The sequence below is a fragment of the Devosia sp. ZW T5_3 genome (assembly GCF_044987315.1).
In the GTDB taxonomy this organism is placed as follows: Bacteria; Pseudomonadota; Alphaproteobacteria; order Rhizobiales; family Devosiaceae; genus Devosia.
Window position 1 is genome coordinate 1 of record NZ_JBJDRE010000008.1, and the last position, 20,636, is coordinate 20,636.

At 63.8% G+C, this 20,636-nt stretch carries 19 protein-coding genes and 1 tRNA gene; 8 read left to right on the forward strand and 12 right to left on the reverse strand.

Annotated elements, in window-relative coordinates; genetic code table 11:
* The first annotated feature begins 309 nt into the window (after window positions 1-309).
* The gene (locus ACI3KW_RS11330) at window positions 310-858 is read left to right on the forward strand and encodes a dihydrofolate reductase family protein (protein ID WP_404848160.1); all 549 of its coding nucleotides are present in this window, start codon (window positions 310-312) and stop codon (window positions 856-858) included.
* Here the strand turns inward: ACI3KW_RS11330 and ACI3KW_RS11335 are convergent.
* The 4 genes from ACI3KW_RS11335 to ppa form a co-directional block, all read right to left on the reverse strand.
* Complete coding sequence (locus tag ACI3KW_RS11335) at window positions 840-1,070, reverse strand: hypothetical protein (protein WP_262171006.1); 231 nt, start codon at window positions 1,068-1,070, stop codon at window positions 840-842. The two genes, ACI3KW_RS11330 and ACI3KW_RS11335, sit on opposite strands and share 19 nt — an antisense overlap.
* A gap of 72 nt (window positions 1,071-1,142) precedes the next feature.
* Window positions 1,143-1,748 (reverse strand): chloramphenicol phosphotransferase CPT family protein, encoded by a 606-nt coding sequence (locus tag ACI3KW_RS11340; RefSeq protein WP_404848161.1) that lies wholly within the window; start codon window positions 1,746-1,748, stop codon window positions 1,143-1,145.
* A complete protein-coding gene (locus ACI3KW_RS11345) occupies window positions 1,745-3,109 on the reverse strand; it encodes a serine hydrolase (RefSeq protein WP_404848162.1) in 1,365 nt (454 codons plus the stop codon). The genes ACI3KW_RS11340 and ACI3KW_RS11345 overlap by 4 nt, the downstream gene beginning before the upstream one ends.
* A gap of 90 nt (window positions 3,110-3,199) precedes the next feature.
* Complete coding sequence (ppa, locus tag ACI3KW_RS11350; RefSeq protein ID WP_113123443.1) at window positions 3,200-3,733, reverse strand: inorganic diphosphatase; 534 nt, start codon at window positions 3,731-3,733, stop codon at window positions 3,200-3,202.
* 143 nt (window positions 3,734-3,876) lie between these two features.
* On the opposite strand from ppa, the gene ACI3KW_RS11355 reads away from it, so the two are divergent.
* Window positions 3,877-4,422, forward strand: a complete 546-nt coding sequence (locus ACI3KW_RS11355) for a hypothetical protein (RefSeq protein ID WP_404848163.1) — start codon at window positions 3,877-3,879, stop codon at window positions 4,420-4,422.
* A 1-nt stretch (window position 4,423) separates the two neighbouring features.
* On the opposite strand, the gene ACI3KW_RS11360 is transcribed toward ACI3KW_RS11355, so the two are convergent.
* On the reverse strand, window positions 4,424-4,864 hold the full coding sequence (locus ACI3KW_RS11360) for a TerB family tellurite resistance protein (RefSeq protein ID WP_404848164.1): 441 nt from the start codon (window positions 4,862-4,864) through the stop codon (window positions 4,424-4,426).
* 230 nt (window positions 4,865-5,094) lie between these two features.
* Here ACI3KW_RS11360 and ACI3KW_RS11365 point away from each other — a divergent pair, with 230 nt between their 5' ends.
* The 3 genes from ACI3KW_RS11365 to ACI3KW_RS11375 are packed head-to-tail and all read left to right on the forward strand — an operon-like array spanning window position 5,095 to window position 10,884.
* On the forward strand, window positions 5,095-5,904 hold the full coding sequence (locus tag ACI3KW_RS11365) for an ImuA family protein (RefSeq protein WP_404848165.1): 810 nt from the start codon (window positions 5,095-5,097) through the stop codon (window positions 5,902-5,904).
* Window positions 5,789-7,444 (forward strand): Y-family DNA polymerase, encoded by a 1,656-nt coding sequence (locus ACI3KW_RS11370; protein WP_404848166.1) that lies wholly within the window; start codon window positions 5,789-5,791, stop codon window positions 7,442-7,444. Before ACI3KW_RS11365 ends, ACI3KW_RS11370 begins: the two co-directional genes overlap by 116 nt.
* A complete protein-coding gene (locus ACI3KW_RS11375) occupies window positions 7,441-10,884 on the forward strand; it encodes an error-prone DNA polymerase (protein ID WP_404848167.1) in 3,444 nt (1,147 codons plus the stop codon). Before ACI3KW_RS11370 ends, ACI3KW_RS11375 begins: the two co-directional genes overlap by 4 nt.
* Window positions 10,885-10,890: 6 nt before the next feature.
* Here ACI3KW_RS11375 and ACI3KW_RS11380 read toward each other — a convergent pair whose 3' ends face one another.
* A complete protein-coding gene (locus ACI3KW_RS11380) occupies window positions 10,891-11,181 on the reverse strand; it encodes a 4a-hydroxytetrahydrobiopterin dehydratase (RefSeq protein ID WP_404848168.1) in 291 nt (96 codons plus the stop codon).
* A 205-nt stretch (window positions 11,182-11,386) separates the two neighbouring features.
* On the opposite strand from ACI3KW_RS11380, the gene ACI3KW_RS11385 reads away from it, so the two are divergent.
* Window positions 11,387-13,690: a putative bifunctional diguanylate cyclase/phosphodiesterase gene (locus ACI3KW_RS11385; protein WP_404848169.1), complete on the forward strand. Its 2,304-nt coding sequence runs from the start codon at window positions 11,387-11,389 to the stop codon at window positions 13,688-13,690.
* An 11-nt stretch (window positions 13,691-13,701) separates the two neighbouring features.
* Here the strand turns inward: ACI3KW_RS11385 and ACI3KW_RS11390 are convergent, their stop codons facing one another.
* The 6 genes from ACI3KW_RS11390 to hemC form a co-directional block, all read right to left on the reverse strand.
* The gene (locus ACI3KW_RS11390; RefSeq protein WP_113123436.1) at window positions 13,702-13,956 is read right to left on the reverse strand and encodes a hypothetical protein; all 255 of its coding nucleotides are present in this window, start codon (window positions 13,954-13,956) and stop codon (window positions 13,702-13,704) included.
* A gap of 82 nt (window positions 13,957-14,038) precedes the next feature.
* Window positions 14,039-14,114, reverse strand: a tRNA-Thr gene (locus ACI3KW_RS11395).
* Between the two features lie 29 nt (window positions 14,115-14,143).
* Complete coding sequence (locus ACI3KW_RS11400; protein ID WP_404848170.1) at window positions 14,144-15,520, reverse strand: heme biosynthesis protein HemY; 1,377 nt, start codon at window positions 15,518-15,520, stop codon at window positions 14,144-14,146.
* Entirely contained in the window at window positions 15,517-16,773 is a 1,257-nt protein-coding gene (locus ACI3KW_RS11405) for a COG4223 family protein (RefSeq protein WP_404848171.1), read from the reverse strand. Before ACI3KW_RS11405 ends, ACI3KW_RS11400 begins: the two co-directional genes overlap by 4 nt.
* A gap of 28 nt (window positions 16,774-16,801) precedes the next feature.
* Window positions 16,802-17,557 carry a uroporphyrinogen-III synthase gene (locus tag ACI3KW_RS11410; RefSeq protein WP_404848172.1) on the reverse strand — a complete coding sequence of 252 codons (756 nt, stop codon included), beginning with the start codon at window positions 17,555-17,557 and terminating at the stop codon, window positions 16,802-16,804.
* Window positions 17,530-18,471: a hydroxymethylbilane synthase gene (hemC, locus tag ACI3KW_RS11415; protein WP_404848173.1), complete on the reverse strand. Its 942-nt coding sequence runs from the start codon at window positions 18,469-18,471 to the stop codon at window positions 17,530-17,532. Before hemC ends, ACI3KW_RS11410 begins: the two co-directional genes overlap by 28 nt.
* 133 nt (window positions 18,472-18,604) lie before the next feature.
* Here hemC and tsaD point away from each other — a divergent pair, with 133 nt between their 5' ends.
* Both tsaD and ACI3KW_RS11425 read left to right on the forward strand, forming a co-directional pair.
* Complete coding sequence (tsaD, locus tag ACI3KW_RS11420) at window positions 18,605-19,660, forward strand: tRNA (adenosine(37)-N6)-threonylcarbamoyltransferase complex transferase subunit TsaD (protein ID WP_404848335.1); 1,056 nt, start codon at window positions 18,605-18,607, stop codon at window positions 19,658-19,660.
* Window positions 19,650-20,636, forward strand: coding sequence for an NAD(P)H-dependent glycerol-3-phosphate dehydrogenase (locus tag ACI3KW_RS11425; protein ID WP_404848174.1), 987 nt, complete (start codon window positions 19,650-19,652; stop codon window positions 20,634-20,636). Before tsaD ends, ACI3KW_RS11425 begins: the two co-directional genes overlap by 11 nt.

The window sequence follows — 20,636 nt, forward strand, 5'->3', positions numbered from 1 at the left end:
CGCCCGCCCGATGGCCTCGTCCGCTCCGGGTCGAGCGGACGAGGCCATCGGGCGGGCGCTACGGCAAACGCTGGGGTCTGCGATCGCGCCGTCCGAGAAAGTCCCGGCACCCCGAGGCGGCGTCCGTCTCATTTTTTACTCTCACGAGGCGAATGCCGTCTCGGGGTCCGTCCGTCCAGTCGATAACCGCGCCAGGCGGCGCCTCTGCACGCCCGAAATTTCGCGCGCCCCGTCGAAACCGCCGCATGCCATTCGTCGTGACAGCGAAGGGCGGCCAGTTTGGCCGCCGGCACAGGGAAGGAAAACATCATGCGTAAACTGACAGCCGGGCTGTTTCATTCGGTCGATGGAATCGTGGAAGCCCCCAATCTCTGGCAATTCGATGCGTTCGACGCCGAGCTGGGCCAATTGCTCGGCAGCGTCATGGGCAAGGTCGATACGGTATTAATGGGCCGGGTGGGGTACCAGGAATGGGCCGGCTTTTGGCCTCAATCCACTCAGGATGGGGATTTTGGCAATTTCATCAATGGCGTGCCCAAGCATGTCGCCTCGCGCACGCTCAAGGGACCGCTTGGTTGGAGCAATGCCAGCCTGATCGAGGGCGAGCTGTTCGATTTCGTGCGTACGCTCAAGGCGCAGCAGGGCGGCGAGATCAGCGCCATGGCCGGCATTTCGCTGGTGCGGCAGCTGCTGTTTGCCGGCCTGCTCGACGAATTGACGCTGATCACCCATCCGGTGATTGCCGGCACGGGCCGGCACCTGTTCGAGCCGGGCGATCCGACGACGCGGCTCACCCTGGCTGACAGCACCATCACGTCCAAGGGCAATATCGTGCAGACCTATCGCCTGCGCGCCTGATCTCCGGCCGGGTCAGCCAGCATTCTGCGCTGGCCCGCACGCCGGTTCCACCACAGCAGGGCCACGCCTGCCACGGCCATCAACAGGCCCACGACCAGCCATTGATTGCGACCGGACATGGCGCTTCCGGTCAATACATTGGCGCCCTGCAACACCCAGACCGCGCCGATCACCAGCAAGACAATGCCGACGGCATTTCGCAACATGCTCATTGTATCGGCCCTCCTTCCGCCGGCGAGGGTGCGCCTCGGACCGGGCGGCGGCAAATCACGTTGTCGGGCGGCTCACATTCCCGCCAGCACCTCAAACGCGCTCGGCCGCTTCGGCGCCTGCAACGCCTCGGCAATCACCGCCACGCAGTCGTCCGGCGACATTGCCCCGCTATCGACGCTCACGTCATAAATGCCCGGCACATGCACGGCGTCCTGCCAGCGCAGCACCGGCGCCGGCACGCTATCGCCGCCCACATAAAGCCCGCTTTGCGGATCGGCATTGCGCCGCGCCATGATCACCTCGATCGGGCAATGCACCCCCACAAACAGCACTGGCAGGCCCGCCAGCAGTCGAGCGCATTGCGGCAGGATGCCGAGCGGATGCGAGTAATCATCATGATGCCCGAGATCGGCGACCACATCGAAACCCTGCCGCGCATGAGCGGCGATGGCGCCATAGAGCGCCAGATAAAGCGGGGTCACATTGGGCTCGAGGTCCGGCCGCTCGCCACCGGGCCGGAGGCCGATGCCGGGCAGCAGGTCGGGCGGCAAGGTCTTGTTCTGCGCATCGACGCCCAGATTGATCCAGCGCCCGGGCAGGTGCTGCTGCATGGCGGCAGCGATGGAGGATTTTCCGGCCCGTGGCGTGCCGTTGAGAATGACGATCCGCCCGCTCACAGCTTGCGCCCCGCAATATCCTGTCCGTTCTGATGCAGCACCAGCCCGCTCACCGCCCCTGTCGCATCGCGCTCAAAGCTGATCTGGGCATCGACGTCGCCGGAGAAGAAGCTCGTCTCCGATTCCGGGAACACTTCCAGCCGCCCTTGCCCCGAGGCCTGCACGAACAGCCGGCCGTTCTCCGTCGTCACGGTAAGGTTGAATTCGGGCCCCAGCTGATATTCGCCCACATAATCGGACAGCACGGCGGGATCGATCTCGACCTGCTGGCGCGGCGTGGGCTGCGGCGCCAGCGGCAGGCTCGGATCGAGCAGGTGAAAGCCGATATCCTCGATGCCGGTCTGGCTCACCTGATTGGCCAGCACCACCACGCCCTTGCCACTTGCCCGGTCATAGCCGGCAAAGCCATTGAAGCCCCCGGTAATGCCATTGTGCCAGACAATCTCGCCGCCGGGATGCTTGAGGATCATCCAACCCAGCCCGATGCTCATATTGGGCGAGCCGGCGGGACGGGTTCTGGCCAGCATCAGCTCGAAGGCCGGCTTGAGCGCCGTGTCGGTCTGCCCGCTCGCCGCGGCGATGAACTTGGCCATGTCGGCTGCGGTCGAGCGATAGGCGCCGGCCGGGGCAAACACATCGAAATCCCAATGCGGCACAGCCTCGCCCATCCGGTTGTGGCCGCTGGCAAAGCGCGCCGCATCCGCCGGGATGAGCGTGGTGTCGGCCATGCCCAGCGGGATCAAAATCCGCTCCTCGACCAATTCGGCATAGGGCTTTTCCGCCACATGGCTGATCGCCTGGCCCAACAGGGCGATGCCGATATTGGAATACTCATATTGCGTACCCGGCGCCCGCGGCAGATCGTAGGCGGAGAGGAACGCTGCCAGATTGTCGGCTGTGTAGGCCACATAGGGATTGGCCGGATCGGCCAGCGCCAGTTCGGGCGGAATCGGCGGCAGGCCCGAACTCTGCGTCGCCAGATCGAACAGACTTATCGCCTGCCCCTGATAATCGGGCAGTGCCGTGCCCGCGGGCAGATAATCCGCGACGGGCTTGTCGATGTCCATCTGCCCGTCCAGCACCAATTGGGCCAGCAGCAGATTGGTGAAGATCTTGGTGATCGAGCCGATCTCGAAAATGGTGGTTTCGTCGACCGGCGCGCCATCGGCGGCAAGCACGCCATGCGCGACAAAGCTGGTTTCAGCGCCATCGACGAGCCCCACGGCAATACCGACACCCTGTTTGTCGGCGTCGATTCGCTGGCTCAGAATCTGCGCAATATCGGGAGACGGTGGCTCTTGCGCGGTGGCCATGCTGGTGCCCAGGCCAATCGCCAAAAGCGTTGCACATACAGTTTTCATCGAGCCCTCCGCTGGTTGCGGCCCGACATGCCGCATGGATACGGCCAGGATATGACGGGGGCAGCGAGGCCCCCGTCTCAGCGCCAAAGCCTATTTCTGCGTCTTGGCCAGTTCGATCGAATCCAGGATCACCTTGCGGGCATCGGCCAGGTTGCCGATGCGGTCGATCTTGGCCCATTTTCCGGGCTCGAGATCCTTGTAATGGGTGAAGAAATGCTTGACCCGCTCGAGCTGGATTTCGGGAAAATCCTCGATGTCGAGGATATTGTCATACATGCGGGTGAGCTTGGAAACCGGCACGGCGATGATCTTTTCGTCCTGGCCGCCATCGTCTTCCATGAACAGCACGCCGACGGGGCGGGAGCGCACCACGGCGCCGGGCACCAGGGGACGCGAATTCATCACGATGACGTCGAGCGGGTCGCCATCGCCGCACAGCGTATGGGGCACGAAGCCGTAATTGCCGGGATAGCGCATGGGCGTATAGAGGAAACGATCGACGAAGAGCGCACCACTGGCCTTATCGATCTCATACTTGATCGGCTCGCCGCCCAGGGGGACTTCGATGATGACATTGAGGTCGTCGGGCGGGTTCTTGCCGATTGGGATCGCGTCGATATTCATGTGCGTTCAAGGTCCGTTCATCGAGGGGGACGAAATTGGGGCTTTTGTTGCCCAGAACGGGCCGCAAAAGCAAGCCAGTTTGGCTGCGTGCCGTTTGTTCCCGCTGCTCGCGGCAAAAACTTGTCCTTGGAAGGAAAAATGCCATGAAGCCGATTTTGCTGGGCGCCTGCCTGCCATTGCTCCTCGCGGCGCCTGCTCATGCCGCCTTCAACAGCGCCTATACCGATCTGGATCTCAACCAATGCCTGGTGCTCGATTCAGACGATTTCGGCACCCAATGGTCCTGCCCCGGCTACAAGGGCTATCCCATGCTGGTCAGCGAGGGCGACCTGCGCTTTTCCATCCGCTATGGCTTCAATATCGACAAGGAGCCGCGCGGCCAAACCCTCGGGCCGTTCAACGAACTCGGGCCAAAGCTGGAATGGCGTCTCTCCAATGCCTCGGGCCGCTGGCTGCCGATTGCTACGATCGTGCGCTATCACACGGCCGATCCCGAAAGCGGGGAAAACAAGGGGCAGGTGCTGGTGGTGACCCAGCTTGCCGATGGCAATAGCTGCCACATCGCCTATATCGATGCCCTGGCCAATGACAATGCCAATGAGCTGGCACGCGAGGCTGCCGACAAATCCGGCAAGTTCGATTGCGCCAAGGACGAAATCGAGACGATCGGGGAATTCAAGGCCTGGTAGGCTAGGCCTGTTCGGCCTTGCCGATCTGGTTGCGCAATATGGTGCGGTCGCGGCTCGAGACGCCGATCAATTCGGCGACGCGCCAGACCATGTTGTCTTCCAGCTCGTGGTTCTTGCTGTCGGCAAACACCACCATCCACATCATGCGGATAATCTCGATGCGGTCGCTATCGGGCAGACTCGAGAGCCTTGAGGTAAAGTGGTAAAAATCCACCGCTTCGGCGTCGCGCAAGGCGGCCTGTTCCACCAATCTATCCACCGCTGCTTCATCAAGGCTATAATGGTCCATCAACGCGCCATGGATCGCCTTGCGCTCCACCGCATTGATCTGGCCATCGACCGAGGCCAGATGTACCAGTAGCGCCGCGACGGCCAGCTTGGGATCGTGATCGGAAAGCTCGTTTTCCGGCTTGTTGAACAGGCGGGTAATGGCCTCGAACATGGCATGGCCTCCTCTGGGGCGCGGCGATAAAACGGGTGCGCGCCGGAAGGCAGGCCTCAAACAGATAGCAGGCCTTGGGATTCTCTCAATGGCCGGGGCGGCCGGGTCACGCGGTCTTGACCGGCATTGATGCAGTCCCGCCACAGCCCATCCCAACAAAAAGGACTCGACTCTGCCGCCAAACGGAGTCTAATTGTTCCTGTTTTGTTCACAACAGAAAGGTCGGCTCCATGAGCTTGCCTGATCGACAACAGCGCCTTGCCGCGCTGCGCGACACTATTGCCGATATCGAGCGCAAACCGGTGCTGGCCGATCGGCGCACCATGCTGGCGGCCGAGCCGGGCGAAGGGTTTCCGCGCCTGGCCGGTGGATTGCTGCAGGAGGTTTTCACCGATGAGCGGCGCAATAGCGGCGCCGCGCTCGGCTTTGCCCTGGCCCAGGCCAAAAGCCTGCTCAGCGAAAAACGTCTCGCCGTCATCTATCTGCAATTGAGCAAACATGCCCAGGAAATGGGCCTGCCCTATGGGCCGGGCCTTGCCAGTTTCGGCTTTGATCCCGCGTCCCTCATCCTGGTGCGCCCCACCACTATGGTGGAACTGCTCTGGGCCGCCGAGGAGGCCCTGGCCTGCAAGGCCGTCGCCGCCGTCATCGCCGATATCGCCGACCACCCCAAAATCCTCGACTTCACCGCCAGCCGCCGCCTGAGTATGCGGGCGGCCAGTGCGGGGACTTCGTTTCTGCTTCTGCGCTACGGCACTGGAAGAGAGGCCAGCGCGGCGCATCTGCGCTGGCTTCTCACCCCCACGCTCAGCGCCCGCAAACGCTTCGATCATCTTGCCCCCGGCCCGCTGCGCTGGCGGGTTCAGTTGGAGAAGGGGGTGCTGCTCACCCAGCAAACCGAATGGCTTTTAGGCTGGACGCAAAATGGATTCACAACGCTCGACCCTGCAAATAGGGCTGCAAACCGGCATGCTGCCGGCGCGCCGCTTCCTCGTGCTGTTCCTGCCCACCTGGCCCACGGATTATCTGAAACGGCGTGACAGCAAGCTCACTGGCCCAATGGCACTTTATGAGCGCATCAAGGGCGGCCTGCGGCTTGCCGCCATTGATGCCGCAGCCGGCCGGGCCGGGCTCAGCGTCGGACAAAACCTGGCCGATGCCCGCGCCATGGTGCCGGGCCTCATGGTTCTTGAACTGGACCGACCCCTGCTTGAAGCCGCCTTCGCCGATTTTGCCGATTGGCATTCCAATGCCAGTCCGCTGGTCGCGGTGATGAGCGATGTCACAGCCTATGGCGATCTGGTGCTCGACATTACCGGGGTCGCCCATCTGTTTGGCGGCGAGCGGGCCATGCTGCGCATGCTGCTGACCCGGCTGCGCGAACTTGGCTATGCCGTTTCCGGCGCCATTGCGCCCACCATAGGGGCGGCCTGGGCCGTCAGCCATTTTGCCCGCAGCCAGGTGGTGGAAACCATCGATCTCGATGCTGTGCTCGATACCCTGCCTGCCGCCGCTTTGCGGCTCGACGCGGCCCAGATTGCCGGGCTCACCCAGATGGGGCTCAAGAGTATCGGCCAATTGCGGACCCGCGAGCGCAAGCCGCTACAGGCCAGGTTCGGCGCCAGCCTGCTGCTGCGGCTCGATCAGGCCTGTGGGCAGATCGAAGAGCGCATGACGCCGCGCCTTCCCCCCGCCGAGCGCTATGCCGAACGCCGTTTCGCCGACCCGATCGGGTTGATGGACGATGTGCTGATGACCGCCCATGACCTGGCCATCCAATTGGCCATTCGCCTTGAAACCGAAGGCCTGGGCGGGCAGGCCTTTCATCTTTTCCTCTATCGCGTCGATCATCAGGTGATGACCCTTTCGGTCAATTCCGCCCGGCTCAGCCGCGACCCCGAGCATATCACCAAGCTCTTCACCCATCGCTCGGAACGGCTGGAAGGCGCCTATGATGCCGGCTTCGGCATCGACATGATCCGGCTGGCGGTGAGTTCGGTGGGCGAACTCGATGCCGCGCAATTGGGGGCCTTTACCCAGCGCGATGTGACCGAGGATCTCGACCAGTTGCATGACCGGATGAGCAGCCGGCTGGGCCCCATGGCGGTGTTGCGCACGCAATTTCAGGCCAGTCACATTCCCGAACGCGCCGCGCGCCTGGTGCCGGCCATTGCCCATGGCAAAAGTGAAACTGACCCCCGGCCCGGTATCGTCCGGCCGCTGCGCCTGTTGCCGGCGCCCGAAGCCATTCTCATCAATGCCGAAGTGCCCGATGGCCTGCCCGCCTCCATGATCTGGCGGCGGGTCAGCTACAAGCTGATCAAGGCCTCCGGCCCCGAACGGCTGGGCGCCGAATGGTGGCGCAGCGGCCAGCGGCTGCAATTGGTACCGCTGGACGTGCCCAAAAAGGGCGAGCAACAGCCCTACATTCCCGACCTCGCGCTGTTTGCTCCCGATGCGGTGACGCGCGATTATTATGTCGCCGAGGATGCCGACGGCCACCGCTTCTGGATTTACCGGCAGGGGCTCGATCCGACCCAGAGCGACATTGCCTGGTATCTGCATGGGATTTTCCCATGAGCCAGATCGTCCAACTGCCGCAATCCGAGCGGCCCCGTCCCCGCGCCCGACCGAAGCCTGCCGCCTTTGCCGAACTGGTCTCGACCAGCAATTTCTCCTTCCTCCATAGCGGCTCGCACCCCGAAGAATTGGTGCATGCCGCCATCCATCTGGGGCATACCGGTTTTGGCCTCACCGATCGCAACAGCTTTGCCGGGGTGGTGCGTGGCTATGTCGTGGCCCGCGATCTCAAGGACACCCATCCCGAGTTCCGCTATCTGGTCGGCGTGCGGCTCTGCTTTGCCGATGGCACGCCCGATATCATCGCCTATCCCAGCAATCGGCTCGCCTATGGCCGGCTCTGCAAGCTGCTGACAACAGCCAATCAACGCGGCGAAAAGGGCAAGCCGATACTCTATTTTGCCGATCTGTTCGGCTCCGGCGATCCCGGCTCGGCCACCGAGCAGGGGCCGACGGAAAATTACGCGCAGGACCAGCTTTTCATCCTCATCCCCGATGAGAATGATTGGGGGCGCACCGAACAGGTGCTGGAACAGCTGACCACGCTGGCGCGTGGCCGTATCTGGGTTGCCGGTTCGGTGCGTTTTGATGGCCATGACCGGGCCCGGCTCAACCGCATCAACGAGCTCGGCAAGCGCCATGGCGCGCCCATGCTGGCCAGCAATGACGTGCGCTATCACGAGCCAGACCGGCGCATGGTGCAGGATGTGGTGACCTGCATCCGCGAGCACCTCACCCTCGAAACCGCCGGCTGGCACCTGGCCGCCAATGCCGAACGGCATCTCAAGCCGGCCCAGGAAATGGCCCGGCTCTTTGCCGAACATTCCAATGCCATCACTGAAACGCAGCGCTTCATCGCCCACATCGATTTTTCGCTCGATCAGCTCAAATATAATTACCCCGAAGAAACCATCGGCGATGGCGAAACCGCGCAACAGACATTGGAGCGGCTGACCTGGGCGGGAGCGGAGAAGCGCTATCCCAACGGACTGTCGGACAAGCTCAAACGCTCGATCTGGACCGAACTCTGCCTCATCGCCTATAAGGGCTATGCCGCCTATTTCCTGACCGTGCATGACATCGTCATGTATGCTCGCTACCAGCGCAAGATCATGTGCCAGGGGCGCGGATCGGCGGCCAATTCCACGGTTTGTTTCTGCCTCGAGATCACCGCGGTCAATCCGGAAGATGCCAATCTGGTGTTTGGCCGCTTCATCTCCACCGAGCGCGATGAGCCGCCCGATATCGATGTCGATTTCGAGCACGAACGGCGCGAGGAGGTGATGCAATATGTCTACCAAAAATATGGCGGCAAGCGCACCGGCCTGACGGCCAATGTCATCTCCTACCGCTCCAAAAGCGCCATCCGCGAAACGGCCAAAGTGTTTGGCGTCTCCGACGACACGATCAACGCCTTCAACCAGCTCCATTGGGGCTGGGGCTCCAGTCTCGATCTGGCCGGGGTGACGGCCATCGGGCTCAATCCGGACGATCCCGTGCTGGCGCAGATGTTCGAAGTGGTCAAAGTGCTGCGCGGTTTTCCGCGCCATCTGAGCCAGCATGTCGGCGGTTTCGTCATCACGAGGGATTCGCTGGAAAGCCTGGTTCCCATCGGTAAATCGGCCATGGAAAGCCGCAATATCATCGAATGGAACAAGGACGATATCGACGCCCTGGCCATTCTCAAGGTCGATGTGCTGGCTTTGGGCATGCTCTCCTGCCTGCGGCGCGGCTTCGAGCTGATGAAGGTGCATTACCAGCAGGACATCGAGCTCACCCAATTGCTGGCCGAGGAAAAAGGCCGGGGCCCGTTTTCCAAGGATCGCGTCTACGCCATGACGCATCGCGCCGATACGATTGGGGTGTTCCAGATTGAAAGCCGGGCGCAGATGTCGATGCTGCCGCGGCTCAGGCCGGTTGAATTCTACGATCTGGTCATCGAGGTCGCCATTGTCCGGCCCGGCCCGATCCAGGGCGGCATGGTGCATCCCTATCTCAAGCGCCGCGATGGCACTGAGCCCTGGGCGCCCAAGCCGGGGGACGAGCTGGATGAAGTGCTGGAGCGCACGAAAGGCATACCCCTGTTTCAGGAACAGGCCATGCAGATGGCCATTGTCGGGGCCGGTTTCTCGGCAGGAGAGGCCGACCAGCTGCGACGCGCCATGGCGGCTTGGCGGCGAACCGGCAAGATCGAGATTTTCGAGAAGCGCTTCCTCGACGGTATGACCGGCAATGGCTATCCCCTCGAATTTGCCCAGCGCTGCTTCGCCCAGATCAAGGGCTTTGCGGAATACGGTTTCCCTGAGAGTCATGCGGCGTCCTTTGCACTGCTGGTCTACGCCTCCTGCTGGCTCAAATGCCATTATCCCGATGTCTTCGCGACTGCCCTGCTCAATAGCCAACCCATGGGGTTTTACGCACCCAGCCAGATCATTCGCGATGCTATCGAACATGGGGTGGAGGTCCGCCCGGTCGATGTGAACCTCTCCGATCTTGAATGCGTGCTGGAAGATGGCAGCCACCATGCCAAGGACCATCTCTGGCCACAGCATGCCGATATGCGGGACGACATCCACTCGACCAAAGCCATTCGGCTGGGCCTTACCCATGCCATCGGGCTAGCTGATGCCGATATCAACCTCATCGTCGCCCGCCGAGGCAGCGGTTATGACTCGGTGCGCGATCTGTGGCTGCGCACCCAAATCCCCATTGCCGCCCTCGAAAAACTCGCTCGGGCCGATGCCTTTGCTTCGCTTGGTTTGCCGCGGCGGGAGGCGCTTTGGGCGGTCAAGGGACTGATCGGCACGCATGGCGCCGATACCCTGCCGCTATTCGAAGCGGCTGGGCGGGTTGAGACGGCGCGGGATATCGAGGCCGACCTGCCCAAGATGCTGCCGGGCGAAGAGGTCATCCATGATTATTCGACGCTGTCATTTTCGCTCAAAGGGCATCCGCTGCGATTCATCCGGCCAATTCTGGATGCCCGCCGCACCACCCGGTCCGATCAGCTCAAGGATATCAAACCCGGTAGCCGGATCGAGGTGGCGGGGCTGGTGCTGGTGCGCCAGCGGCCGGGCACGGCCAGCGGAGTGATCTTTGCTACGCTCGAGGACGAGACTGGCATTGCCAATGTGGTGATCTGGCCAAAGGTGTTCGAAGCCAATCGCAAAACCATTCTGGGCGCCCGCATGCTGGCGGTGCGCGGCCAATTGCAGCGCGAAGGGCTGGTCATCCACATCATTGCCGAGCAATTGACCGATATGACCAGCCATCTGCTCGATCTCTCGCACGGCCAGGATATCGGCACCCGCATGCTGGCGCATGGTGACGAGGCTCGATCCGGCTCCCCACCGGGCCGCGACCGGCAGGCCCTGCTCGAGATCGAAAAAGCCCGGCGCGAGGCTTATGCCGCGCTACCGGGCGGACGGAATTTCCATTGATGGCGTCTAGGCCATGATCTTGTCGATGGCCTGGGCCAGGGCAATATCCTTTTCCGTCAGCCCGCCGGCGTCGTGGGTCGAAAGCGTGATAGTGACGCTATTATAGCTGTTGGACCAATCGGGGTGGTGGCCGGCCTTCTCGGCGGCAAGGGCCACGCGGGCCATGAAGGCGAAGGCCTCGGAAAAATCCTTGAACTTGAAGGCGTGGCTGATTGCCCCGGCGGCATCGTCATAGACCCAGCCATTGAGCGTTTTGAGACCATCCTCGCGTGCCTTGCCCACCAGCTTTTCAACCATGTCCCTACTCCTCTTGCTGCCTGTTGTCATAAGCCTAGAAGGCCAAAGCGACGCTTCCAAGGCGATGCCCCGGCCAGGTCTTCGTTAAAGCCTTGTTCACCTTTCTCAACGGAAAGTAAGCGGCACAAGATCCCCATAAGGCGCCAGCAAGGCGATCTTAATGCCTCGGGCGCCTCATATCGGCCCGACATATTGGGGATAGCAGGTGCTTACCTCGGCCCGAAAATCGATGCCGGCGCTCGATTACGTGTCCATCATCCGCTCCGTCTATGGCGACAGGCGGGCGATGCTTTTGGGCACCTTTACGGCTGCGCTCACCGCCGCCCTCACCGCCCACAGCGCCAGCTCGCCCGCCCTGGCCCTGGTCACCCTCGCCTTCGTTATCATCGGGCTGTTCCGCTATGCCGATATGCGGGCCTTCTGGCGGGCTTCCATTGACGGCGACGATGCGTCGGCGGCCGAATATTGGGAAAACCGGGCCGTGCTCAGCGGCGGGCTATTGGCGCTGGTCTATGGCATCTGGTGCTTTGTTTCGATGGCCGTGGTGCGGGATCCGTTTGCCGCCATGGCCAGCGCCGCGCTCTCGATTGCGGCAATGGTGGGCATTTGCGCGCGCAATTTCGGGCTCGACCGGCTGGTGACCATTCAATTGGTGCTGGTCACCGTGCCGCTGGCGGCTGGCTATGCGCTGCATGGCGGCGGCTATTATATCGTGCTGGCGGGGCTGCTGGGCGTGATGCTGTCGAGCTTTCGCAAGCTGGCGGGCGACATTCGCGCCATCCTGCTCAGCGCCGTGCATGGCCGGATCGAAGCGTCCCGGCTGGCAGCCGAACTCGACATGGCCATGAGCACGCTCGAACACGGGCTGTGCATGCTGGACGAAGCGGGCGTGGTCTGCGTGGTCAATGAGCGGGCGGTCCGGCTGTTTGCCAGGCTTGGCGCGCCCAAGCTGATGGGCAATTCCTTCGCCGCCACGCTGACTGACATGGGTGCAAACGGTCATTTGCCGCGCATGGCGGTGGATCGCCTGCTCGACCTGATTACCAGGCGCCAATCGGGCAAGGTGCTGCTCAGCCTTCCCGAGGGGCTTTATTACGAAGTTACCGTGAGCGCCCGGTTGGAGCGCTGCGTGCTGCTGCTCGAAGATATTAGCTCCCGCGTCAGTTCCGAGGAACGCATCCATTTCATGGCGCGGCATGATGCGCTGACGGGGCTGCCCAACCGCACCTATTTCGGTGAATTGGCGGCCGAACATATTGCGAGCCGCCGATCGAGCCTGGATGGCGGGGCGGTGGCGTTGATGATCATCGATGTCGACGACTTCAAGCATGTCAACGACACGTTCGGCCATATTGTGGGCGATCACCTGTTGCGGCAGGTCGCGCAAAGGCTGCGCGCGACCGTGCCGGTGGACGCCATCCTGGCGCGGCTGGGGGGTGATGAATTCGTCGTCTATCGCGGCGCCATTGCCGATACGGCGCAGGCCAATAGCGACGCCCAGGCATTGCTCGAAGCCTTTGCGACCCCGTTCGAGCTCGATGGCATGGTGCTGCAGGCCAATGTCAGCATTGGCCTGGTCACCAGCGGCAATGCCGATGATGGGCTCGACGATCTGATGACCAAGGCCGATCTGGCGCTCTATTCGGCCAAGGGCGATGGCAAGGCCAGGAGCCAGATTTTCCACGCGCAGATGGATATCGACTATCATTACCGCCAGCGGCTGAAGGCCGATCTGCGCGAGGCGGTGCAGCATGGCGGATTGACCCTCACCTTCCAGCCGCTGGTCGATATCGCCACGCGCAAGGTGGTGGCCTGCGAAGCGCTGGCGCGCTGGGATCACCCCGAACTGGGCCTTGTCGCGCCCTCAACCTTCATTCCCCTGGCCGAGGAAATGGGGCTGATTTCCCAGATTACCGAATGGGTGATCGGCACGGCGATCGAGCAGTGCAGTGCCTGGCCGGGGGCGGTGAGCGTCGCGGTCAATATTTCGGCGCGCGATTTCCGCGGCGTCGACCTGATGGCCGTGATCGAAGAGGCGCTGGCGCGCTGCGGGTTGGCGCCATCACGGCTCGAGATCGAAGTTACCGAAACGGCGGTGATCGAAGAGCATGACATCGCCAAGCGCCTGCTGACCGCGCTGGCGGCCAAGGGCGTGGCGATTGCGCTCGATGATTTCGGCACCGGCTATTCGTCGCTGAGCTATTTGCATGCGCTGCCCTTCACCAAGCTCAAGATCGACCGCTCCTTCGTGGCCGATATCGCCAGCGATGAAAAATCGCTGCAGCTGCTGGCCAATGTGGCGCGCCTGGGGCGTGATCTCGACCTCATCGTCGTGGCCGAGGGCGTCGAAACCGAAGCCCAGCTCGATAGGGTGCTCGAACACACAAAGGTGCAGCAGGTGCAGGGCTATTTCTTCAGCCGTCCGCTACCGGCGCGCGACATTGCCGAGCTGATCGGCCGGCTCAATGCACCGCGGCGCCTGGTTCAGGCCAATCGGCGGCTCGGCTAGGCTGGCGAAAATCAGTCCATATCCGGCACATCGCCATGCTGAAACAGCACGACGGGATCGCCGAATTCGCCATTGACCAGATCGGCCGAGCGCGACCAGGCAATCACCCCGGCATGCTTGCCGGCAAGATCGCGGCCCGTGCGCATGGCCGTGGATTCGTCGCGCATTTCGCGCGCTTCAAAGGCGGGGAACAGCTCGCCATCCTCGCCCTTGTCGAAGGCCAGCAGCACGATGAGCTTGGTCGGCAGGGGGGTCTTTTCGGTCATCTGCGCTGTCCTTGGGGCCGGCATGTCGCCATGGCCTCCGCAAGAGAGGACAGCGACCAGCCCGTGATGAAAGAGAGAATTATGGTGCCGCTTAGGTGACTCGAACACCTGACCCCATCATTACGAATGATGTGCTCTACCAACTGAGCTAAAGCGGCCCGTCCGCCGCAGCGGAACGCTGGGTCTTTTACGTTGGGTTTTCTGCCGGTGCAAGAGGCAAGGCGGGGTCGGCACCAGGCAATTGCAAACCGGCTGGCGTGGCCGGTTGCACGGCCCGCCCGGTCAGCGCCACGGGCACCTTCCATTCAAAGGCATCGAGCCGGCCGGTGACCGGGGAGATGGGCTCCCATTCGTCGCTGACGAGGCCATCGGCAGTCCAGGCCGGATCACGCGGCGCCCGTACGGCGCGGGCCAGCCATTCGCGGGATTTGCCCTGGTCGCCCGATTGGCCTTCCTCGATTTCGGCCATGAGGCTGGCGACACCCTGGGTGGCATCGGCCCCGACAAAGGGTTCCAGCGCCTTGCGCGCCAGCGGCCAGTCATAGGCATCGATCGCCGCGCGAGCCAGCGCCATGCCGGCGGCACGATGCGGCGGTGGAACCTCGATGATTTCGCCCAGCCGCTTGAGCCGGTCGATCGCCGAAGCGCCGGGCTGGGCATGGGCATAAAGCGCGGCAATATCGGGATGGCCGGTGGAGCGCCAGATGCGCCGCAACAGGCTCATCGCCTTGCGCGTTTCGCCGCGATTGATGTGGATGCGCGCGGCAATCAGGGCCGCCGGCACGAAATCGGGCAAGAGCTTGAGCGCAGTCAAGGCATGGTCGAGCGCCGAAAGCGGCGCACTGGTCTCGGCTTCGCGGGCGCGGGCGGTTTCGATCACCGCCTGGCGGCGGCGCTTGGCAGCGCGGGCTTCGCGGCTGGTTGCAGCCTCGGCATTGACCATGGCGACCGCTTCGGCCCATTGGCCACGCTTGGTCAGGTCATCGAACACGGCCTCGGCCGCCCAGCCGCTGGTTGGTGCCAGCGTCAGCGCCTTACGCGCAAAGGTCAGCGCGGCCTCGGGGCGATGCTGGGCGCGGGCCTGATCGTAAAGCCCGGTCAGCGCCGCCACAGCGGTTTTCTCGCTGGCGATCAGGGCGCGATAATGCTCGCGAGCGGCGGACATATCGCCCAAAGCCAGATCGGCACGGGCTTCGAGCAGGCGGGCCGCCGCATTGGCGGGCAGACGGGACTGGGCCTCGCGCGCTAGCGCACGGGCGCGGGCCGGATCGCCGGCCTGCAGCGCGACAATGGCGTCGGACAGGGCTTCGACACCCTGTTCCCGGCGCTTTTCGCGATTGCGGCGGGCCATGGCGCGCGGCGCCGTCAACACGCGGCGGATCAGCGACCAGACGAAAATGATGACCAGCGCCACGATGAGGAACATGACAATGGCCGCGCCCAGCCGGGGCTGCATGCGATAATTGGCCACTTCCAGCGTCAAGGTGCCCGGCAGGGCGATCATCCAGGCGGCCAGCGCCGCCACGACCAGGCTGCCGATCATCCAGGAGGCGAGCCGGATCATGGGCGAACCTCACCGGCCAGCGCCTGGGCGCGCAATTGTTCAAGGAAACTCGCCGCTTCCGCCTGCGTTGCCACCAGAGCCGGAACATCGCCCGCCGCGCTCAACATGGGCGCGGGCAGGCTATCGAACAGAGTTTTCGCAGCGGCGAAATCCCGTCGGGCAATCGCCCCTTCGAGGCGCGAGGCAATGGCATCGGGCGAATCGCCCTCCATCTCGCCGGTCGGTCGCAGGGCGATGGCCGAGCGGAACCAGTCCACCGCACCATCCTGCCAGCCGGCGGACGGATCGGCGGGGCGCCCAGCCAGGATGGCCGGCAGCACATCGGCAAAGCGCTGCGCGATGACGTCGGGCCGCGGCAGACCGCTCGCTGCCGCATTGGCGATGCTGGTCGGGATCGTTGCATCCGGCACGGCAGCGCGCAGGGCGGCCAATTCGGTTTCATAGGGCCGGCCAGTTGAAAAGGCCGCTTCGAAGCTCGACAGAATCAGCGGCAATTGCAGCACGGCGCCGATGTCGCTGGGCTGGTCGGCCAGCGTTGCCGAGGTCTGGCTCACCGTGGTGTCGAGATTGCGCAGATTGGCCTCGGCACTGCCCAGCCGGGCACCCAGTTCATCAAGCCGCGTCGTCAGGCCCGCCAATTCGGTGCGTAGCCCCTCAACAGCTGTTGTATCCCCCGGCGCAGCAGGGGCATTTGCCAAAGTGTCGATGCGTTGGGTCAGGGCTGAAATCTCGGTCTGGATCGGCGCGAGGTCGACCGGTTCGGCGCTGGAACTTGCCGGTCCGTTGCTTTCGAGTCCGGCCACACGCCGCGTCAGGGTCGCCAATTCCGACTGGGTCGTATTGGTCACCGTTTCGAGTTCGGGAATGGCGCTGGCAAATCGGGCCAGCCGCGGGTCGGCGGCCGGTGTCGGAGCAGGCGTGGTCGGCCACAGGCCGAACCAGGCCAGACCATAGGCCGCAGCAAGACCGAGCACGCCGCCAGCGATGGCGGGCAGCACGGGTGAGCTGGCACGAGGCGGCGGAGCACTGGAGCTCGGCTTGGGCGTCTCGCGAACACTTTCGGCGGCAGGCTTGTCCACGGGCTCGCGCGGCGTCTCGGGCTTTTTGGCACCAGCCCCGGTCTCGCGCGCCTGCAGGTCGAGCACAGGCGGCCGGACCGCGCCGGATTTCGCCGGTTCGGGCTTGGCTACAGCCGGATTGTCGGCTGCTTTGCCTTGGGTCGCTTTGGGGTCGTTGCCCTTTGGGTCGGCCATGCGCGGACTCCTTGGTTCTTGGTGCCGATCATGGCCCAGTTTGCTCGCGGGCAAAAGCCAGTGCGAGCGTCATCATGCCATCTTCGTCGGGTCGGTCGGCGAGGCTAATGCGATTGAAGTGATTTTCGAGCAAGGGCTCGGCCACCGCTTCCGACATGGCGAGCATGGCAATGGCGCTGCGCCGGGTCCGGTCGAGCTGGCCGGCCAGCCGGGCAAAAATCTCGGCGGTGCGGCGCGAATAGACCAGAAGGGCGCTGATCGAGCCATCAGCCAGGCCAGTCAGAGTCTCTTCCGGCAGGCTATCCAGCGCCACCATCTCATAGAGTCGTGCCGTGGCCACCATCACGCCAAATGGCGCCAGCGCCTTGCCCAGATCGCCGCTCTGATGCTTGCCCGCCGGGTAAAAAACCGGGCCGCTGAGCCGCGCCCGGGCAATCAGATTGACCAGATCGGCAAAGGCGCCTTTGGCGCTGGTCACCTCGGCAAAGCCATGTTCGCGCGCTTCAAACGCCGTCCGGTCGCCTACGGCGAAAACCGGCAAATGCCGATATTGTTCGACCAGCCCCCGATCGGCCAGCGAACGCACGCCATTGGCGCTGGTCAGCACCATGGCGGCAAAGCCCTCCGGTGGCGGCACGCTGCTGTCGAGCGTCTGGCGCACCATGACCGGCGCGGCAACAGCCTCAATCCCCAAAGCCGCCAGCTTGAGCACACTCGATTGCGCATCCGGCTCGGGGCGGGTGACCAGCATTGCCGTCATGTAGCAGCCCATTGCGCCAGCCATTCGGTGCCGGCCTGGGCGATCAGGTCGTCACCGACCTGTTTGCCCAATGCCAAAGGATCGGTCCCAGTCGCTTCGCTGTCAAAGGCAGTCTTGCCATCAAGGCTCAGTATCTGCCCCTTCAGCGTCAAAGTGCCGCCCTCAAGCCGGCTCAATGCCCCAACCGGCGTGCGGCAGGAGCCATCCAGCACGGCCAGCATGGCGCGCTCAGCAGCAATAGACGTATGGGTTGGGGCGTGATCGAGCACCGAGACGAGATCGGCAATTCGCGTGTCGTCCGGACGCACAGCAATGCCGATGGCGCCCTGGGCCGGTGCCGGCATGAAGATTTCGGGGTCAAGTAAAGCCGTCGCCCGATGCCCCTCGCCCAACCGATTGAGCCCGGCTACCGCCAGCATGGTCGCGTCGGCCACACCATCAAGCAGCTTTTGCAGCCGCGTGCCGACATTGCCACGGAAGGGCACGATCTCGAGATCTGGCCGCTGGCGCAGCACCTGCGCCGCCCGGCGGATGGAGGAAGTGCCGAATTTGGCATTTTCGGGCAGATGATCGAGGCTCTGTACGGTCACCGACATAAAGGCGTCGCGCACGTCCTCGCGCTCAAGGAAGGCTGCCAGCGCAATGCCATCGGGCAGGCGCGTTGCCACATCCTTGGAGGAATGCACGCCGATATCGACAACGCCAGCCAGCATGGCCTCGTCGATTTCCTTGGTGAACAGGCCCTTGCCGCCGATTTCGATCAGGCTGGCATTGCTGGCCTGACTGCGATCGCCACCGGTCGAAATCACCTGAATGGCGATGTCATCCTCGGGCACGCCATGCGCCTCTGACAATAACTTCCGCACCAGCCGTGCCTGTGCCAGTGCCAGCGGGCTACCGCGTGTTCCGATCCGGGCGAAGGGGGCTGACGATTGCAATCTCTTGGCGTCCTATAGTAGGCAAAGGCTCGACTTTTACGTCGCATCGTTCTGGCGGAAACCTGGCTCCCACTTTCCGCGCGATGCTTCAGGGAGTAACCACTTCGTCGTGACCCGGCAAGCGCAAGCCACCATTCTAGGCATAGAGACCAGCTGCGACGAAACTGCGGCCTCCATAGTCGTGCGCGATTCCGCGGGCAAGGCCGTGATTCGCTCCAATGTGGTGCGCAGCCAGCTCGATGAACATGCCGCTTTCGGTGGCGTCGTGCCCGAGCTCGCCGCCCGCGCCCATGTCACCTATCTCGACCATATCATCGCCCAGGCCTGCCGCGAGGCCGGAATTAAGCTGGGTGATGTCGATGCCATCGCGGCCACCGCCGGACCGGGGCTGATCGGCGGCGTGCTGGTGGGCCTCACCACCGCCAAGGCGCTGGCCGCCGCACTCGACAAGCCGCTGATCGCGGTCAATCACCTCGAAGCCCATGCGCTCACAGCGCGGCTGATCGATGGGGTACAATTCCCCTATCTGATGCTGCTGGTTTCGGGCGGGCATAGCCAATTCGTGCTGGTGCGCGGCGTCGGCGATTATGAACGCTGGGGCACCACGATCGACGACGCCCTGGGCGAAGCCTTCGACAAGGTCGCCAAGCTCTTGGCGCTAGGCCATCCCGGCGGCCCGGCGGTGGAAGCCACAGCCAAATCGGGCGATCCCAAGCGGTTCAAATTCCCCCGTCCGCTGCTGCGCGAAGCAAGGCTGGATTTTTCCTTCTCCGGCCTCAAGACCGCCGTGCGGCTGCAGGCCGAGGCGCTGGCGCCGCTCTCGGACCAGGACGTGGCCGATATCGCCGCCAGCTTTCAGGCCGCCGTGGCCGAGGTCGTCTCGGTCCGCGCCGGGCAGGCATTGGCGCGGTTCAAGGCCGAATTGCCGGACCATAAGCCGCAGCTGGTCGTCGCCGGCGGCGTCGCCGCCAATCGCACTATCGCCGCAGCGCTCGACAAAGCCTGTGCCGCAGCCGGCGCAACGCTGATCGTGCCGCCAATTGCGCTCTGCACCGACAATGGCGCCATGGTCGCCTGGGCCGGCGCGGAGCGCTTTGCCTTGGGCGCGACCGATCACCTCGATTTCACCGCCCGCCCCCGCTGGCCACTCGATCTGCCAGACATGAAGGTCGTGCCCGATGCCGCTTGAAACCGTCAGCGTCATCGGTGGCGGCGCCTGGGGCACGGCTTTAGCACAGGCCGCCGCCATGGCGGGCCGCAGCGTGTCGCTGGTGGCGCGCGACATCGCGCAGGTCAATGAGATCAACACCAACCACACCAATGCCCGCTATCTCGGCGCACAGCTGCTGCACCACAACATCATCGCTTCGACAGAGGCCAGCCCAGCCGATATCGTTATTCTCGCCGTACCGGCCCAAGCCAGCCGCGCTGCACTGGGCGCCATCCCGCCTGATCTGCTCGTGGGCAAGCCGGTGATCCTCTCGGCCAAAGGCCTCGAGACCGGCACGCTCGACCGCCAGAGCGAAATCCTGTTCGACATGGCGCCTGAGGCCATCCCGTTCGTACTCTCCGGCCCCAGCTTTGCTGCTGATGTCGCTGCAGGCCGCCCGACCGCCGTGACGCTGGCGGGTGACGACGCCACCCAAACCTCCGCATTGGCCTTGGCCCTGGCCGGCCCCAGCTTCCGCCCCTATGCCGCCGATGACCGTATCGGTGTCGAAGTCGCCGGGGCGCTAAAAAATGTCTACGCCCTGGCCTGTGGCGCCGTGGAAGGCGCAGATCTCGGCGCCTCGGCCCGCTCGGCGCTGATCGCCCGCGCCTATGCCGAAATGGCCCGCATGGTCACCGCCATGGGCGGCTCGGCCACCACGCTGACCGGCCTAGCCGGGCTCGGCGATCTGACGCTGACCTGCACTTCGGTACAGTCGCGCAATTATCAGTTCGGCATGGCGCTGGGACGCGGCCAAACGGTGGAAGAGATCATTGCCGGGGGCGCCAAGCTGGCCGAGGGGGTCGCGACGACGCCCGTCGCCGATGCCCTGGCCAAAAGCCTTGGAGTCGATGCGCCGCTGGTGCATGCCGTCGAGGCTGTGCTCAGCGGCAGAGCCGATATTGCCACAGTGGTGGCGGGGCTGATGTCCCGCCCGCTCAAACGCGAGGATTAG

Coding starts and splice junctions, on each gene's coding strand:
- ACI3KW_RS11330 (WP_404848160.1), top strand. CDS start 310: ATGCGTAAACTGACAGCCGGGCTGTTTCATTCGGTCGATGGAATCGTG.
- ACI3KW_RS11335 (WP_262171006.1), bottom strand. CDS start 1,070: ATGAGCATGTTGCGAAATGCCGTCGGCATTGTCTTGCTGGTGATCGGC.
- ACI3KW_RS11345 (WP_404848162.1), bottom strand. CDS start 3,109: ATGAAAACTGTATGTGCAACGCTTTTGGCGATTGGCCTGGGCACCAGC.
- ppa (WP_113123443.1), bottom strand. CDS start 3,733: ATGAATATCGACGCGATCCCAATCGGCAAGAACCCGCCCGACGACCTC.
- ACI3KW_RS11355 (WP_404848163.1), top strand. CDS start 3,877: ATGAAGCCGATTTTGCTGGGCGCCTGCCTGCCATTGCTCCTCGCGGCG.
- ACI3KW_RS11360 (WP_404848164.1), bottom strand. CDS start 4,864: ATGTTCGAGGCCATTACCCGCCTGTTCAACAAGCCGGAAAACGAGCTT.
- ACI3KW_RS11365 (WP_404848165.1), top strand. CDS start 5,095: ATGAGCTTGCCTGATCGACAACAGCGCCTTGCCGCGCTGCGCGACACT.
- ACI3KW_RS11370 (WP_404848166.1), top strand. CDS start 5,789: ATGGATTCACAACGCTCGACCCTGCAAATAGGGCTGCAAACCGGCATG.
- ACI3KW_RS11375 (WP_404848167.1), top strand. CDS start 7,441: ATGAGCCAGATCGTCCAACTGCCGCAATCCGAGCGGCCCCGTCCCCGC.
- ACI3KW_RS11380 (WP_404848168.1), bottom strand. CDS start 11,181: ATGGTTGAAAAGCTGGTGGGCAAGGCACGCGAGGATGGTCTCAAAACG.
- ACI3KW_RS11390 (WP_113123436.1), bottom strand. CDS start 13,956: ATGACCGAAAAGACCCCCCTGCCGACCAAGCTCATCGTGCTGCTGGCC.
- ACI3KW_RS11400 (WP_404848170.1), bottom strand. CDS start 15,520: ATGATCCGGCTCGCCTCCTGGATGATCGGCAGCCTGGTCGTGGCGGCG.
- ACI3KW_RS11405 (WP_404848171.1), bottom strand. CDS start 16,773: ATGGCCGACCCAAAGGGCAACGACCCCAAAGCGACCCAAGGCAAAGCA.
- ACI3KW_RS11410 (WP_404848172.1), bottom strand. CDS start 17,557: ATGGCTGGCGCAATGGGCTGCTACATGACGGCAATGCTGGTCACCCGC.
- ACI3KW_RS11425 (WP_404848174.1), top strand. CDS start 19,650: ATGCCGCTTGAAACCGTCAGCGTCATCGGTGGCGGCGCCTGGGGCACG.